Here is a 14,949-nt window from a genome sequence, read left to right as displayed (position 1 = left end):
TTGCAGGATACTACTGCCTATCCTCCACTTCATGACGAAACGGCATTCCACCTTGCGCTCCGAATTTGGTTACCGATATAGAAGCTGCTAGATTAGCAAAAGAGATACTTTCTTTTATTGACTTTCCTTCTGCCAGCGCCGCTGCAAATGCCGCATTAAATGTATCGCCTGCACCTGTTGTATCTATCGCTTCCACGATAAAAGCAGGGACCACTACCTCTTGTTCGCCGTCATAATAACGAACTCCCTTCTTTCCTTCGGTCACGATCAGTTTATTCGGGTATTTACGTAAAGAATCCTCTGTATCCTCTCCCTCAAACATCATCTGTGCTTCATGTTCATTTGGTGTAATATAGGCAGCATCTTCAATGAGTTGCTGACTTATTTTCCTTGCTGGCGCCGGATTGAGGACAAGAGGTACACCTGCTTCTTTACAAATTGCAGCTACATGGTCAACCGTCTCTTCCGGTATCTCTTGCTGAATAAGTACGATATCCGAGGTACGAATCACTTCAGCGGCTTGATCGATATAAGCAGGGGTCACCTCATTATTAGCTGCTTTTACTACGATAATGCTGTTATCTCCTTCAGCCAAAATGATATGAGCTGTCCCGCTCTCCATCTCGGCTACCGGCTGAACATAGCTAACCATCACTTGATTTTGCTTAAAATTGTCCAAAATAGCTTTTCCATACGTGTCTTCACCAACACGTCCTACCATGTAAACCTCGGCTCCAAGTCTCGCAGCAGCCACAGCCTGATTAGCTCCTTTTCCTCCAGGTACCGTCCGAAAAGATTCACCAAGTACCGTTTCACCTGCGCCAGGACGTTTACTTGACGTGACTACAAGATCCATTGAAGAACTTCCGATGACCGTTACTTTTGGCTTTTTATATGTACTCATTGTTAAAATTCCCGCCTTCATTTGAGATTTACTTTTCATTTTCTATATGTTTACATTTAATAAAATGGTATTATTTACTATATATTACGATAAGGAGTGGTCACAATTATGAATAATATAAGTATACCTGGACTAATTTTGCTCATTGCAGCTCTTGTCTTTGTTATCTGGTTGATACGAAAAATTATACATAGATGAGGATGAGCTACTCTATATATATGATAAAAGGACTGTACCTATCAGGCAACAGTCCTTTATCTATTCTTTTCCGCAGATTTATTAGATAAGGTCACTTTGTGTCAGATCACTGTAATATTTCCGTAATACATATACATTCCGCAATTAAAAGAATAAGAACCTGGATCAAGTGTGGTATCCACGGTGTAGTAGTTATCACCTTTCTCCAAATATTTCAGCATATCCAGATCTTTGGACACAACATCCGTAATGCATGTGAGGGAGGTATCTTTTCTAAAATTAATTTTGGTCGGTACTCCTTGTTTTACCTCAATCTTATCGGGATAGAAACCGTCCGATTTGACCTGAACCGTAATCACTTCATATCCTTCCAGTTCTTCTTCTGCCTGCCCGCTCCCTCCAGCAGACGGCATAATTTCCTTTCCGCTAAACATAAACAAAGCCCCTGCTATGAGGATTACAGCGACCACTCCAATTGCGGCAAAAGGCCACCATTTCGGTAATTTTTTATTCATAATCAATCCGTTCCTCTCGAAAAACAATATTCATGATGTTCCATACTCATTATAATGTTAAAGCAATGATTCTATAACTGAAATGACCCTTTAGAGCTACTTTACACCTATTTTGTTCCATAAAATCTTACTATTCTGTGACGTTCACTTTCAGCTAAAGCCATGCACATGCAAAATAGCCCGCTAACTGCATCAGTTAATGGGCTGACTTTACTCTTCCATGTTCAGTATAAAATAGGTTTGTTATCCACGATGGAGACAAGTTCATTCCCCGTTTTTTGCTGAGTGGCTTTCATCAATTCTCCATACTCTCCTCAACCTTTTATTTATCAAGATGCCGCTCGTAAATGTACCAAGAACATACCCGCGCAAACGGGAGAAGTAACAAGATCACATTCAGGCTCCACATTCCTGAACCCCCTATGTTTTCTTTAGGAATAAATAAGAAAATCATTCCAAGAAGGAAGGCAAAACCAGAAGTCCAGCTGAATTCTGCACCATTTACTGGGCTGTTGCTTATAAAAATAGATTGGCCTTTTGAGGCTTCTGCATAACAAGAAGTGTGATAGGCAGATAACGAAAAAAAAGAGAGGTTCACTAAGAGATCATACCTTGATTCAATCTCAGCATTACAATGTACACAATAAATGCGCTGATGATGTGATGCGGACAAGCAGTCCCCTCCTAAAGTTCCATTTTCTAACATTATACTATAACGCATTATTATTCCTATCTATATAACTAAAATCAAAAAAAGCACCTGTTTGGCTCTTTGCCAACAGCGTGCTCCAACAGCTACCAGTAGCCTTACAACATTATTTCACTCGCAGAACCTGACCAACATGAATTGTAAAGTTGCTGTCCAGTTTATTCCACTCTTTGATCTGCTGCAATGTACTCCCATATTTTAAACTTAAAGCGTAGACTGTATCTCCACTAACAACCGTGTGCTGAACAGTTGCAACCTTCTTTGTTAGATTGAAATTCTTAACGAGTCCATTCACATGTCCCCGAGCAACTAAATCAAGATGTGAAGCTGATTTAAGCAGGGCTGCATCGCTGTTTGTATCTATAAATCCATTCTCCGTCAAGATAGCAGGCATATGAGATTCCCTTAGTACATGAAAGTTTGCCGTCTTTTGCCCTCGATCAGTTAGTGTATTTAACTTTATAATTTCATTATGCATATTCGTCTGATAGTTTACGGCGCGTGTGCTAGATCCCGAATATACAAAATCCTCATATCCTGAACCTCCGCCAGCATTAATGTGTATTGATAAAAAATAATCGGCTCCCCATGTATTCGCTGCATTGGTACGCTGTGTCAGAGTCACCGTTTCATCCTTCATGCGGCTCATTAAAATAGATACGTTACTATATTCTGCGAGCAATATCGAACGAACCCGAGTAGCGATCGCCAGTGTTAGATCTTTTTCTTTTAGACCATACCCTAGCGCCCCTGAATCGGATCCTCCGTGACCAGGGTCAATAAATATCTTAACCATGATTTATCACCTCCCTTGTAATATATGATTTGATCTAGTATTTGCTTGGACGAAAAACTCAGGTAAACCACAAGAACTCTACCAATCCGGAGATTAATAGAGTTCTTATGTATTCCTTATTTTCTTTTTGGCGGTATCAATACATACACAATAAATGCGATGACACAAACAATTGGGATTAATTGAATTAAGATATTCTCCCATAAAATATGCACTCTTTCACCTCATAACATTAGCAAAATCATGTGGTAAATTATAACATATTAATAATAAGGAAGATACCTATGTCCCATGTTTCGTATGGCCTTATTCATGATTATGTAGAAAGATGATTACACTTCCACCTGTTCAGGCGTTTTCACAAGATACATGGATACTTCGGTATCTAGCAAATAGTCTGGTTTCTCCTGATTTCGTTTGTTCCGATGACCCTCAATGTGAGCTGGGCTCTTTTCCCAAGTCTTCCATGCTTCCTCTGATTCCCAGCGAATCATGACGATTACTTCTTCTGTTTCTTCCCCTTTTTTACGGTTTTTCTTCACCATCACCGATCGATCAATAAAGCCTGGAATCTCGGACATGGGTCCGCCTGGTTTGCCGAAACGCTCCACAATCTTTTCACTGAAACCTTCTTTTACCGTAATTTTACGAAGTTGGACCAACATGATATAAACACCCTCTCTAATATCATTACCTATATCACTATACTAGACGATAATGATTATCAGTGTCAACGCATGAATACCATCCGCACCTATTTATTCCACCCAGTCTGTTTCTCCTTCTTCGTAGAAACCAGTCATCTCATCAGCCATGTTCTGGATATCTTCAGAGTGAATGATAGTGATGCCATATCCATCTTCTTGCTGCTTTTTGAGTGCTTTTTCCTTCACAAATTTAGGACTTCCTGGGCCTGTCTCTTCATCATACACAAGCAGTAAATGGTCCGTTTTCCGAAATAACAGTTCGTCTCTCGCAGCAAACTGCCAAGGACCGATATAAGGCTGTTTACTCACCACACCATAATAGTCCACATGGCGTTTAATTTCTTCATAGTACGTTTTCTTATCCTCCGACCAGTTTTCTTCCGGATCAGCAAAGGCCGAAATAATGGATAATTTGAGCTGTGGATACTCCTTCTTTAATTCAATGACAACTTCAGAGGCCCATAGATCAATTCCAATCTGTCCGGGTGTAATGACCCACTCGATTCCATCCTCAATCAGCGGGACAAGTTTGGAACGAAGAGCCTGCTTGATAAAAGGAATGCCGGGATGTTTTTGGTTGAAAATACCGAGCTCATGAGCCCGATATCCGGTTACTAATAAATTTTTCATAAAATAAAGCCACCTGCCGCTTTCTGACTGTTCTTGATGTTACTATCGTACCACATTCTGCATCTTTGCCGCTTCAACCTTGTCCTTATATGGAATCTCCCTTATCGCTATACTTATATTTTATTCACGATCAAAAGCTCCGTTTTTTTCGTATCATACGTATGCTCAATGCTTTCCTCTGATATCACTTTTAGTTTCAGCAGTGCAGCAATTTTGGCATGATCTGCTTTTGAAATCAGCTTCCATACGTCAGCATCAGGGAGTGCTTTATATAATTTATCATCATCATATTCTTTTTTGGATTGGCCTACGAGTTTTGCAGTATAGTCTCCTGCATCGATCAGATTCACACCCTCTTCTTTCATCACCAGGATAATCTCATCCCGAAGTACAGACAGTTCTTCATCTATCGCTTTCTTTCGCTGCTTCAATTCAAAATAACGATGTAGTAATAATTCCATTCCTTATCACGCTCCTTTATGAACATATGTATGCGGATGGTAAGGAAAAGATGGCTTACTTACAAAAATAAAAGGACAAGCTGATCAGGTAAAGAATCATTATATCTATCTTTTCTTTTGCTATCTTTGTTTCTATTATGCTACGATGACCCTAACTTTAGGAACGGAGGGATACCGGAATGATTATAAATTGGATTCGAGTAAGATTTACTTTTGCCCCTACTAACTAAATAGGCAAAGACTCTGTCTACTGTGTGCGGACAGAGGACTCGGATTCGATCTATTTTATTTGGGTATTCAAAAATTATTCTTTTGGGATTCGGCCATTTAATAGGCTGGCCTCTATAGGAAAGCGATTTTTCTCTCCATATTTTTGGCGGCTGGATATCTTTACGCTCTGGTCAGAATATGGCTTTGTAGAATTTGATGCTTTTTGAACCTACTTGTTCTATGTCCGCCGAGTTCTCATGCGTAACACAGGCAGCAGTCCGCCTGTGTTTTTTTAATATTCAAAACTAAGGAGGACAACCAAATGGAACAAATAATCAAAGAAAAAGCAATTATTGCGGGTCTTGAGCGCAAGGGACAGGAAGATTATAATTATTCTATGGAGGAGCTCGCAAATCTGGCTGACGCATGTCATATATCCGTGGAGGCTGTCATTACGCAAAAAGCGGAGCGAGTACATCCTTCCTTATATCTAGGTACGGGTAAAATTGAAGAACTGGCGAGGCTCCTGGATACACTAGAGGTGGATATTGTTATTTTTAACGACGAACTTTCCCCCTCCCAAGTTCGCAATTTGGAGAAACGACTAGAGGCATCCGTTCTTGATCGAACAACATTAATTTTGAATATATTTGCCGAACGTGCAAGATCGAGAGAATCTCAGCTGCAGGTAGAACTCGCCAGATTACAATATGTGCTGCCCCGTTTATCTGGTATTAGTTCTTCGTCAGGCAGACAGCGAGGCGGTGTTGGCACCAAGAATAGAGGCTCTGGTGAAACAAAGCTAGAACTGTCTCAGCGCCGTATAGAGGATAAGATTACCGAACTCAGCCGGGAACTTGAACTGCTTGTCTCACAGCGTGAGACTCAGCGAAGACGACGGCAAAAAACAGAAATTCCGGTAGTCAGCCTTGTAGGGTACACCAACACGGGTAAATCAAGTCTTATGAATGCTCTATTGCAGAAGCACCATGCACCCGAGGCTAAAGCTGTTTTTGCAAAAGATATGCTGTTTGCTACCTTACAAACATCCGTTAGAAAGCTGGAACTTGCAGATCGAAAAAGTTTCCTTCTCACCGATACCGTCGGATTTGTCAGCAAGCTGCCCCATCATTTGGTCAAAGCTTTCCGTTCGACCTTGGAAGAAGTACTGGATTCAGATCTGCTAATCCATGTCGTAGATAGTGCTAATCCGGATGCGGAGCAGCTCATTGAGGTTACGAGTACAACACTTCGAGAGCTCGGAGCAGACGAAATCCCAGTTATTTATGCCTATAACAAAACGGATCTTCGAATGCTTCCGCTTGAATCAAAAGATCTTCGGCAGCCTGCTGTTCTCGTTTCAGCCAAGACCGGAGCCGGTCTTGAGGAAATGGAGCAAGCGATCCGTAAAGCTATCTTTGGCCACTATAAAGAAGTCGAGGTCACCATTCCTTATGGTGATGATCAATTCGTCTCTTATCTACATGAACATGCGTATGTAAAATCAACCCGTTATGAGGAAGACGGTACAAAACTTACCGTTGAAGCTTCTCCGGCCATGATCCAGAAATGGTCTCACCTGCTTGATACGCCTACCTCCTAATAGGTAAGCTTACAAAAAACCTCCTGCCTTAACTCGGCAGGAGGTTTTGACATGCTATAGAAATCTTTTTAAGCTACTTTCAAAAAATCTTATTTTACAGGATAAGTCCAAAAGTATTCCGTCTCCAAACGTTTTTGGAACTGTTTGTCTTTTAAGAGAGAATCCCCGGACAAAATGCGGAACTGTGAGCTGTGAGCCTGAATAGACTTCACTTTATTAAGTTTAAAATTCCGAATATCATAAGATACATCCGGCTCGCCAAGTGCTTCTTTATGACCATTTGAGAACGCAACACACTGGATGGCTGGACGTCTGTCTTCTTCGAGCGCTTCAACAACACGCACAACAGCTGCTCCTGTAGCATCATGATCTGGGTGTACGCTATACCCCGGATAGAACGTAAAGATGATCGACGGATTCAGCTCCTCAATCAGTGCTGATATCGTGCCATCCAAAAGATCGCGATCTTCAAATTCAATCGTTTTATCATGGAAGCCAAGCATTCTTAAGTCTTGGATGCCAATCGCACGGCAAGACTGCTTGAGTTCTTCCTTGCGAATTGCCGGCAGCGTAACACGGTTAGCAACGGGCGGATTCCCCATATTTCGAGCCATCTCACCGAGTGTGAGACATGCATAGGTAACCACTGCCCCTTCTTCATTAATCAATTTAGCAAGCGTCCCTGACATACCAAATGATTCATCATCGGGATGCGGTAATACAACTAGAATACGTTTTTGTTCCATAAAGAACCCCTCTTTCTAAAACAGTGTTCTGCTAAGCAGCAAAGATACGATGAGGCGCCCTTCTGCGTCATGACCTGCAAGCAGTACACGTCCTTCTTCATTTTCTTCCCAGTGAGTAAGACCTTCCGTGTATACCCATCCATCGTTAATCTTTAAACCAACACGATAGTAAGTATCCCCTTCAATCGTGCCCTTTGAATATTGAACTGGTATATTCTTAATAAAGTTCGAAGCAGGATGCTTCGAGCTATCATTATGGGCGGCATAAGCGCCCATTGTAAGTTCCATATGAAGATATAAGTCTTCGTTTGCATATCGGTCAAGCTGTTCTTGTACCAATGCCTTATTAATTAACTGCATGATGATACCTCCGGTAACTTCTACGAATCTATCATACCTTGTTAGGTATAATGGGTGGTTTCTATCAAATCCTGGTGCATACTACATATAGCAGTATATCTCAAAAAACAGGGAAAACAAAATCATTCTGCGCAATTTTAATAAGTACTCGGTTTCATAACAGTCCAATCGGTATTATATAGCTGTATCAAAAGGTGAAACATAGGGGTGATCTGATACGTAATAGGATTAAACCATTTATATCCATAAGGAGGCTTATCATTTATGTCTTTTTTTAACAAAATGCTTGCAAAGGTAGGCATCGGTTCTGCTGAGATTGACACTTTACTCGAGAAAGTATCTTATGTACCCGGTGAAACCGTGAAAGGTGTCGTTCGCATTCAAGGAGGCCACGTGGATCAAGAAATTGAACGCATTTACATTCAGCTGATGACACGCTACATAAGAGAACAAAACGATCGAAAATCGGAATACAAACATACACTCGCCTGCTTTGATGTCTCGGATCGCCTGCTTCTTCGCAGTGGAGAAAAAATAGAGATTCCTTTTAGTTTTCCGCTCCCTCTTGAGACACCTGTTACATATGACGGACAGCCCGTGTGGCTAAGTACAGGGCTTGATATTGAAATGGCCATTGATCCAACAGATCATGATGCGATTAAAGTGGAGCCTCACTTCTATATGGATGCGGTTTTTGAAGCAGTTGAATATTTAGGATTCCATTTTAAATCCTCTACTTGTGAACATGCTACAAAGCTCGGCCGCGGAGTTCCTTTCGTACAGGAATTTGAATACTATCCAAGTTCCCGGTTCGCTGGCCGTGTTCATGAGCTGGAACTCATGATGAATCTGGATGAAGAAGGTATTCATGTGCTTGTGGAGGTTGACCGGAGAGCAAGAGGCCTCATGGGATTTTTTGAACAAGCTTTTGATCTGGATGAACGTCATATTCGTCTTTACTTCGATCGTGCTGACATTGCACAAGGTGCTTCCCACATCGCTGAACAGATTGAACGCGTGATTAAAGAACAAACTCGCCATTAAGATAAGGGAAATTGATTATTTAGAAGAAATCCACAATAAAAATAAGGGTAATGCTCAAACTGGACGTTTATCCAGAAGATGAAATGGAGCAAACAAAGTAATGTTGTGGTTCAAAAATAGCAGCTTTAAATAGAGCAAGAGCAGCGGTTACATACCGACTGCTCTCGCCTTATTTAATAAGCTATGTTGTTTAGCAAGCGAAAATAAGGGTGTTACCATTAAGCATTCTCGTCTGATATCGCTATTGGTATTTCATGTTATAGCTTCAAGAGAACGGCTGCTGAAGTTACACCTGCACCAACGGACCACATGACAATGTGATCACCGGTAGTTACATCCCCATCTTCTATCGCATGATGCAATGCAATAAAGGGGCTTGTCGTCCCTGTATAACCGTACTGATTACCTATGTATTTAAATTTCTTCATATCTTCCTGAAGGTCTTTTGCTATGTTCTCTATTACATTGATATTGAGCTGAGATACAAAGTAGCCTGATATATCTTCACCTTTGATTTCATGATCCGATAACAGTGACGAAATAATAGATTTCACTTCTGGATAGGCAACTTCGACACCATAATCTGCTTTTACAGAAACTTTATTGTCACCTTGATCACGTACTGCTTTCTTTAGCCCTTCTGCAGGAAACTTAAGATCCAAAGCGTTCGATGTGTCTGTAAAGTATTCAGAGTCTATGAACCCTACACTGTCATCCTCTATCCTTTCCAGAATTACAGCGCAGGCAGCATCACCAGCAACCCCTTCGTAGATGAAGTCACTGTCGCGATAATAGTGTCCCAGCGTTTCCGATCCAATAAGCAGGGCATACTTAATTTTCTGATTACTTATCATAGTTCTGCATACTTGGTCATAGGCTACGACCATACCGACACAATTTGTGTTCTGATCATAGATGATACATTTGTTTTTCCCTTCAATCGCTTGATGGACCAAAGCAGCATCCGTTGGCAATTGATATTCATGAGTACCAGAAGAAACGACAATCATGTCTACATCGCTGCCCGCGATCCCTGACTCTGCTAACACTTTTTGTGCTGCCTCTATTGCCAAAGTTAGCGTATTCTCATGCTCATCCGCCTTATATCTACGCTCCTTACCTACTGCTTCCCAGGCCCCCACAAGCTTGTGCCCGTTTTCTATACCCTCCACTAGATCTTGATTGGAATAAGATTTCTCAGGATGGTATACCGAAATTTTCTTTATCTTTACAGTAGCCACTATACATTCCACCCTTCTTGTCTAAGAAGGATTTTGGCTTCTTCTTCGGTCTTCATGAATTGGACATTGCAATCTGGGACTTTTTTAGCAATCCTTTTCAGCTGAATTCCCGCAGATACAAATTCAGGTTCAATAATAATTACAATTTTAAAGCGGCGATAGAAGCCGTATGCATATTCAAGGATTGGAAGAATTTCCGGTTTGAACGTTTTTAATTTAGTTGCATCGATGACGAGAGCATAGTCTTGCACAGGAATAGAATCTAGGTGCTTCTCAAACTCAAGCGTTTGTTGTTTTGTAGATTCTACTTCATAAAAACCATTCATCTCATTCCATATTAAATTTTTCACTGTTTGTGTGTTAAGCTTCGTATTTTCTTTCATTTTCAGTATTTCCTCCCAAAGATTCTGTAAAGTTTCATCTTGTAAGCTTACTTAACAGACTAGTTCTAAAGACGTGGACCAGTCGTACTAGACTTTTCTTCCTATGTATATATCCGTTATCTACTATAAAATTGTTACTATATCTAATATCTTAGAGTTTTGGCAAAAGTCCCAACGGACTTTGTGACATACCATTCTTATGTAGGAAGATTTATCTTAATCAAAAAAAAAACCGTTTTAATCGATCATTTTGATATAAAAGTAGACAAACCCGGATCACTATCGAGTTTGTCTATAGAGTCTGAAACTATCTTCTATTTTTGAAGAGAATTACTAGATTTGATAAATGAAACACTCAAACAATGCTTATTATAATAGGACACTTACAAGTACGATCGACCCAATGATTCCACCGAAAATAATCCAGGCCAGTGGTCTTGCATGGTTAATCGTCCACCCAAACCCCATTCTTTTTTCTACAAATAAGGAAGGATCCTGAGGATTAAAATAAAACATCCCGAGCTTCCAGTTCTGATCATCATCACGAGGTGGTTTAGAAGAAGGTGCCACAGGCGACTTGACTCTGCTTCCTCCCTGACCTGTCGTGACATATAAAATACCTGTACCCGCTAGGATCAGAACAACGACTGAAATGCAGACAGTCGCTAATATTACCGGATCTACTGGATATAACATTTGGAATTGCATAAAGCTGAACAGCATAATAAGCATCAGGGAAGCAAATAAATTAAAGACCGAATTCCGCAACCGAAAGATCCGATTTTTCTCCAGAGACACTTCTGGGTGCTCTGTATCTACCTGTTGTTTACTACGGTAAATGACCGTATTGATAAACATAAACAGCAGGGTCATCATGATCTGCATAACGACTGGCATAAATACAGTACCGATCGTCTTATCTTTAATCGTTGTCGGATTTCCCTGGAAATCATATTGCATCACAATTTTGTCAGGAAACAGATCATAATTCGCCAGTGTGAAAATAAAAGTCGCTATAATCAGGACCACATGAATCAAATACCACTTTTTGGAGATCACCAGTTTCTGCTTACGGAAGTTCATATCAATCGTTAACTTCACTTGAGGCATTTTCATATCCGTTAAACGTTCCGCTTTGTATTTTTTCATTTTCTTATGAAAGTAAATCATGGTTAAAAACTGTGTCACAATACTTATGAGCACATAGATCATAATCCACATGGCCGAAACGTTAGCAGAATCCGAACTCCTAACCGTCATTGCCATGGCGAATACAGCAAGAATCGCTTGAATTACAAAATTGCTAACCGCATACCCTTTACGCATCCTTTTCAAATCCGCACTGTGGAACACTTCTTCACTTACCGTAATCCCAAAACTTTCTGTCTGTCTTGTAAAGTAAGGGATGAATGACGTAAGAACTACCATGGGTAAAAACAACGTAATCAGCAAGACAAAATAAATTCCAGGCATGCCTATCACTCCTCTTTATTATCTGCTTTATTCACGGGAGGCTCAATCTCTTGATATATACGCTCCATCATTTCCTTCATTTCCGTTAGGGTAACCCCTCTTAAAATTGCCTCAGCAATCAGCGGTCTAATCTGTGAATTTTGTTTATCACTGAATTCCTTATTGGCCTCAGGCATACCGTTTGGATTCACAACGACACCTTTCTGGCGATGAATATGAATGTAATCCTCTTGCTTAAGAAGCTGATAAGCTTTGTTTACGGTATGCAAATTAATGCCGATATCCGATGCCAGGCTCCGAACAGAAGGTAACGCTTCTCCAGGCTTTAGAATGCCGCTGGCAATTCCCTCAATAATCTGATTCGTCAGCTGTGTGTAGATGGGTATATCTGATTGCATATCAAGTTCAATCATCATGAACGGTTTGCACCCCCACTTCTCTTTATGCATCTGTTATATTTGTAGTATAACAGATATATAATATATATGTAAATAAACAAACGATGGTTCATGATGTGAGAATTGTTTATTTTATCTTTTCTGCATTACAAAAAAAAACACTGAATCAGCCTAACGGCATCCAGCGCTTTTCATTCATTTTATATAGGTAAGACCCGACTCCCATTTACGTCAATGAGGAGAAGTCATCCGTTCCCACTCTGCCAATGTTCGAAATGCATCTTCATCACGAGTGCCGCACATGTCCCGTTCAGGCTGCAGATTACCGCAGACCTTCGGTCTGTCTGGATGTCCATAGAGTTTGCAATGATGGTCATCCGTAAGTTGGATACACCTCACACCTGCTGGTTTACCATCTGGCATTCCGGGAATTGGAGAGGTAATGGAGATCACAATACAACATGCACCACAGCCTGTCCTACATTCCATTATGCATCACCACCTCATTAAATGAAGCTTACCAATACAAGTGTATGCAAATGTGATCTTTATATCACTTCCTCCATTTCCCATTTCACACGATACCGATGGAGTTGTCCTGGTGCTCCTTTAAAAAGAAGCTGTTTCTCTTGAATAAGTGAACGCAGGCGATACTCTAAAAAATCTTTGCGAAGAGAGTAACCTTCTCTTTTCCTTACTACTTCACTTACTACTTTAGAAGCAGGTACATACTGATCTGGATACAAAGAAGACTGTTCTATGATTACATTCCGCAGATCTTGATCCAGTGCATCTTCTGAACATAATTTTACATGGTCATTCTCCCATATCCGAAAAAGAGCAGGATCGTTTGAAATCTGCTCCCAGTCTAATACAAAAGCATCTATTTCTTCTTGTGTAAGTAAATTGAACTCATCCATTTTATGTAGAAACGGAATATAATCAGAAGCTTTCAGTTGCGACAAATTTACGGGATTCATTTGAACATTACCTACAATGTTTGATCTCTTCTGGATCGGATTCACAAGCTTCATATTCATCTTCCGATCTCTAAGGAGCGATAGTACAAACCTAACACCGATTTGATCGTGTGCATGATTCCCATGCCATAGGGTTACATTCGTCTCCTCTGACAATGATTGAATCGTCTCTACTACTCTTCCCGTTTGATGATCTGGATTATAGGTATACAATGGCTCATAATTAGACAACCGAGCGGATAGCCAGCGAGTCCGTGTCTTCTCTCCTTCTTCAAGATGAAGCTGCTTTAGCGGTCCGTAAGCAAACCAGTCATTAAATGAAATCACTTTGTGGTTATGCCTTATCTCTGCCTTGTGAAGAGCCGCTTTCAAAATTCCTTGTTCTTCCATCCCGAACATGATATGTACATGCTGATTGGTCAAGGGCTGTCCACCTCTTTTTCATTTCATTTTGTCGGTTTGATATAAAAGCGATAGAGAGCAGTAGGCGCTCCTATAAAATCAAGTTTTCTCTTACCAATGAGTTCTCGGATTCGGTATTCAAAGAACATAGCATTCATTAGTTCAGGATAATGATTCATCAACATTCCTGCAAAATATCCTGCTTGGACATAGGTCCCTTTCTTGTGGTCTTCATCGATGGTATCTATATTGTTATAAATCTCATTAATTACGCTCATGATTCGTTCATCATAAGCATCGATCGGCAGAAACTGAAATTCGCCCTGCCGCCAAATCCGAAGTTTCTCTTCTCTTCTTGAAAGCTGAAGCCATTCTCTAGCATATTCTTTTTTCTCTTTATCTGATAGCAAATAAGGGCTCTCATGAAGGATCAGTGGCACTACTTTAGTGGAGTCCATCTGTCCGAATGCCACGAGCGGCAGTTCTTCTTCTCCTTCTGCAGAACTCTTTCCCTTCGCACCTTTACTCTCTAACATGTGAAACGAATCTACCGCATTGATTACTCTTACTTCTGCCTGCACGTCTCGCAGGATATAGAGCATAAGTCTTAGAAAAATCTGTTCATGAGCCGTATTTCCAATCCAGATTGTAATTACTTTATCAGCAGGAATTTGCTCCAAAACAGGCTGAATGGAAGAAATATAATTATGGCGATGGAAAAGAAAATACTCGTGACCCAGCTCGTTTGTTAGCCACCTCATTCTTTCCATTTCCTCTTGACGTCCCATGAGATCCGAGAGAGGTCCAATAGAAAGATTATCCTCTATACTAAACACCACATAATTCCGTGGCACCCCTGATTTTGATAAAGAAACTTTGAGCAGACCTTCAGCTGATGAGCTCGGAGCAATATGAATATACTTTGGAGCCCCTTCTTCCGAAAAAGAATGAATCTGCGATTTCACAAGCGTATCATTCCACTCATTTGTAATTTTCTCAGCAAGCATCGTACGGTGAGTTCCATCTTCTTCTTGCTCTGTTTTACACGCCTGCAATACAAACCCTACAAACTGCTCCAGTTCATAGGGCTTCATTAACCTAACCTCATTTGCAAATTGATCTTTCAAACTACTCTCCCCCTCTTGGCGTACAGATCTAGATGGAACCTCTAATTGACTTCACACTATTT

General features: G+C 40.6%; 18 protein-coding genes. 2 read left to right on the top strand and 16 right to left on the bottom strand.

The window, feature by feature from the left end:
* Positions 1 to 10: 10 nt before the first annotated feature.
* The 7 genes from rbsK to KJS58_RS05945 all read right to left on the bottom strand — a co-directional run bounded on the left by rbsK (position 11) and on the right by KJS58_RS05945 (position 4,920).
* Positions 11 to 904: a ribokinase gene (gene rbsK / locus KJS58_RS05975; protein ID WP_213531377.1), complete on the bottom strand. Its 894-nt coding sequence runs from the start codon at positions 902 to 904 to the stop codon at positions 11 to 13.
* Positions 905 to 1,203: 299 nt separating this feature from the next.
* Positions 1,204 to 1,617, bottom strand: coding sequence for a cupredoxin domain-containing protein (locus tag KJS58_RS05970; RefSeq protein WP_213531376.1), 414 nt, complete (start codon positions 1,615 to 1,617; stop codon positions 1,204 to 1,206).
* Positions 1,618 to 1,939: 322 nt separating this feature from the next.
* Positions 1,940 to 2,290: a hypothetical protein gene (locus KJS58_RS05965; protein ID WP_213531375.1), complete on the bottom strand. Its 351-nt coding sequence runs from the start codon at positions 2,288 to 2,290 to the stop codon at positions 1,940 to 1,942.
* 142 nt (positions 2,291 to 2,432) lie between these two features.
* On the bottom strand, positions 2,433 to 3,122 hold the full coding sequence (locus KJS58_RS05960) for an N-acetylmuramoyl-L-alanine amidase family protein (protein ID WP_213531374.1): 690 nt from the start codon (positions 3,120 to 3,122) through the stop codon (positions 2,433 to 2,435).
* A 332-nt stretch (positions 3,123 to 3,454) separates the two neighbouring features.
* The gene (locus KJS58_RS05955; RefSeq protein ID WP_160031796.1) at positions 3,455 to 3,787 is read right to left on the bottom strand and encodes an antibiotic biosynthesis monooxygenase family protein; all 333 of its coding nucleotides are present in this window, start codon (positions 3,785 to 3,787) and stop codon (positions 3,455 to 3,457) included.
* A gap of 93 nt (positions 3,788 to 3,880) precedes the next feature.
* A complete protein-coding gene (locus KJS58_RS05950; protein ID WP_213531373.1) occupies positions 3,881 to 4,459 on the bottom strand; it encodes an SLOG family protein in 579 nt (192 codons plus the stop codon).
* 113 nt (positions 4,460 to 4,572) lie between these two features.
* Complete coding sequence (locus KJS58_RS05945) at positions 4,573 to 4,920, bottom strand: hypothetical protein (RefSeq protein WP_191799571.1); 348 nt, start codon at positions 4,918 to 4,920, stop codon at positions 4,573 to 4,575.
* Between the two features lie 532 nt (positions 4,921 to 5,452).
* Between KJS58_RS05945 and hflX the strand changes: the two genes are divergently transcribed.
* Entirely contained in the window at positions 5,453 to 6,733 is a 1,281-nt protein-coding gene (gene hflX, locus KJS58_RS05940) for a GTPase HflX (RefSeq protein ID WP_213531372.1), read from the top strand.
* A gap of 89 nt (positions 6,734 to 6,822) precedes the next feature.
* Here hflX and bshB2 read toward each other — a convergent pair whose 3' ends face one another.
* Together bshB2 and KJS58_RS05930 are read right to left on the bottom strand one after the other, a co-directional pair.
* Positions 6,823 to 7,479: a bacillithiol biosynthesis deacetylase BshB2 gene (gene bshB2, locus KJS58_RS05935; protein ID WP_213531370.1), complete on the bottom strand. Its 657-nt coding sequence runs from the start codon at positions 7,477 to 7,479 to the stop codon at positions 6,823 to 6,825.
* 15 nt (positions 7,480 to 7,494) lie between these two features.
* Positions 7,495 to 7,839, bottom strand: a complete 345-nt coding sequence (locus tag KJS58_RS05930) for a YojF family protein (protein WP_213531368.1) — start codon at positions 7,837 to 7,839, stop codon at positions 7,495 to 7,497.
* A 264-nt stretch (positions 7,840 to 8,103) separates the two neighbouring features.
* Here KJS58_RS05930 and KJS58_RS05925 point away from each other — a divergent pair, with 264 nt between their 5' ends.
* The gene (locus KJS58_RS05925) at positions 8,104 to 8,883 is read left to right on the top strand and encodes a sporulation protein (protein WP_213531366.1); all 780 of its coding nucleotides are present in this window, start codon (positions 8,104 to 8,106) and stop codon (positions 8,881 to 8,883) included.
* A gap of 257 nt (positions 8,884 to 9,140) precedes the next feature.
* On the opposite strand, the gene KJS58_RS05920 is transcribed toward KJS58_RS05925, so the two are convergent.
* The 7 genes from KJS58_RS05920 to KJS58_RS05890 all read right to left on the bottom strand — a co-directional run bounded on the left by KJS58_RS05920 (position 9,141) and on the right by KJS58_RS05890 (position 14,887).
* Positions 9,141 to 10,124 carry a 3-oxoacyl-[acyl-carrier-protein] synthase III C-terminal domain-containing protein gene (locus tag KJS58_RS05920; protein ID WP_213531364.1) on the bottom strand — a complete coding sequence of 328 codons (984 nt, stop codon included), beginning with the start codon at positions 10,122 to 10,124 and terminating at the stop codon, positions 9,141 to 9,143.
* A complete protein-coding gene (locus KJS58_RS05915; protein WP_213531362.1) occupies positions 10,124 to 10,507 on the bottom strand; it encodes a hypothetical protein in 384 nt (127 codons plus the stop codon). The genes KJS58_RS05920 and KJS58_RS05915 overlap by 1 nt, the downstream gene beginning before the upstream one ends.
* A gap of 369 nt (positions 10,508 to 10,876) precedes the next feature.
* Positions 10,877 to 11,980, bottom strand: a complete 1,104-nt coding sequence (locus KJS58_RS05910; protein WP_213531360.1) for a DUF1648 domain-containing protein — start codon at positions 11,978 to 11,980, stop codon at positions 10,877 to 10,879.
* 5 nt (positions 11,981 to 11,985) lie between these two features.
* The gene (locus KJS58_RS05905; protein ID WP_213531358.1) at positions 11,986 to 12,396 is read right to left on the bottom strand and encodes a GntR family transcriptional regulator; all 411 of its coding nucleotides are present in this window, start codon (positions 12,394 to 12,396) and stop codon (positions 11,986 to 11,988) included.
* 213 nt (positions 12,397 to 12,609) lie between these two features.
* Positions 12,610 to 12,867, bottom strand: a complete 258-nt coding sequence (locus KJS58_RS05900) for a YkgJ family cysteine cluster protein (protein ID WP_213531356.1) — start codon at positions 12,865 to 12,867, stop codon at positions 12,610 to 12,612.
* Positions 12,868 to 12,926: 59 nt separating this feature from the next.
* Positions 12,927 to 13,781, bottom strand: coding sequence for a DUF1835 domain-containing protein (locus tag KJS58_RS05895; RefSeq protein WP_213531355.1), 855 nt, complete (start codon positions 13,779 to 13,781; stop codon positions 12,927 to 12,929).
* Between the two features lie 23 nt (positions 13,782 to 13,804).
* Entirely contained in the window at positions 13,805 to 14,887 is a 1,083-nt protein-coding gene (locus KJS58_RS05890) for a DUF1835 domain-containing protein (protein WP_213531354.1), read from the bottom strand.
* Positions 14,888 to 14,949 lie beyond the last annotated feature (62 nt).

The organism is Paenibacillus sp. J45TS6, assembly GCF_018403285.1.
Taxonomy (GTDB): Bacteria; Bacillota; Bacilli; order Paenibacillales; family Paenibacillaceae; genus Paenibacillus.
Note: the sequence above shows the minus strand (reverse complement) of the source record. Positions and strands in the feature narration are given on the sequence as shown.

Bases quoted from the DNA above. Each gene is read 5' to 3' on its own strand.
- rbsK (WP_213531377.1), bottom strand. From the start codon at position 904: ATGAGTACATATAAAAAGCCAAAAGTAACGGTCATCGGAAGTTCTTCA.
- KJS58_RS05970 (WP_213531376.1), bottom strand. From the start codon at position 1,617: ATGAATAAAAAATTACCGAAATGGTGGCCTTTTGCCGCAATTGGAGTG.
- KJS58_RS05960 (WP_213531374.1), bottom strand. From the start codon at position 3,122: ATGGTTAAGATATTTATTGACCCTGGTCACGGAGGATCCGATTCAGGG.
- KJS58_RS05955 (WP_160031796.1), bottom strand. From the start codon at position 3,787: ATGTTGGTCCAACTTCGTAAAATTACGGTAAAAGAAGGTTTCAGTGAA.
- KJS58_RS05950 (WP_213531373.1), bottom strand. From the start codon at position 4,459: ATGAAAAATTTATTAGTAACCGGATATCGGGCTCATGAGCTCGGTATT.
- KJS58_RS05945 (WP_191799571.1), bottom strand. From the start codon at position 4,920: ATGGAATTATTACTACATCGTTATTTTGAATTGAAGCAGCGAAAGAAA.
- hflX (WP_213531372.1), top strand. From the start codon at position 5,453: ATGGAACAAATAATCAAAGAAAAAGCAATTATTGCGGGTCTTGAGCGC.
- bshB2 (WP_213531370.1), bottom strand. From the start codon at position 7,479: ATGGAACAAAAACGTATTCTAGTTGTATTACCGCATCCCGATGATGAA.
- KJS58_RS05930 (WP_213531368.1), bottom strand. From the start codon at position 7,839: ATGCAGTTAATTAATAAGGCATTGGTACAAGAACAGCTTGACCGATAT.
- KJS58_RS05925 (WP_213531366.1), top strand. From the start codon at position 8,104: ATGTCTTTTTTTAACAAAATGCTTGCAAAGGTAGGCATCGGTTCTGCT.
- KJS58_RS05915 (WP_213531362.1), bottom strand. From the start codon at position 10,507: ATGAAAGAAAATACGAAGCTTAACACACAAACAGTGAAAAATTTAATA.
- KJS58_RS05910 (WP_213531360.1), bottom strand. From the start codon at position 11,980: ATGCCTGGAATTTATTTTGTCTTGCTGATTACGTTGTTTTTACCCATG.
- KJS58_RS05905 (WP_213531358.1), bottom strand. From the start codon at position 12,396: ATGATGATTGAACTTGATATGCAATCAGATATACCCATCTACACACAG.
- KJS58_RS05900 (WP_213531356.1), bottom strand. From the start codon at position 12,867: ATGGAATGTAGGACAGGCTGTGGTGCATGTTGTATTGTGATCTCCATT.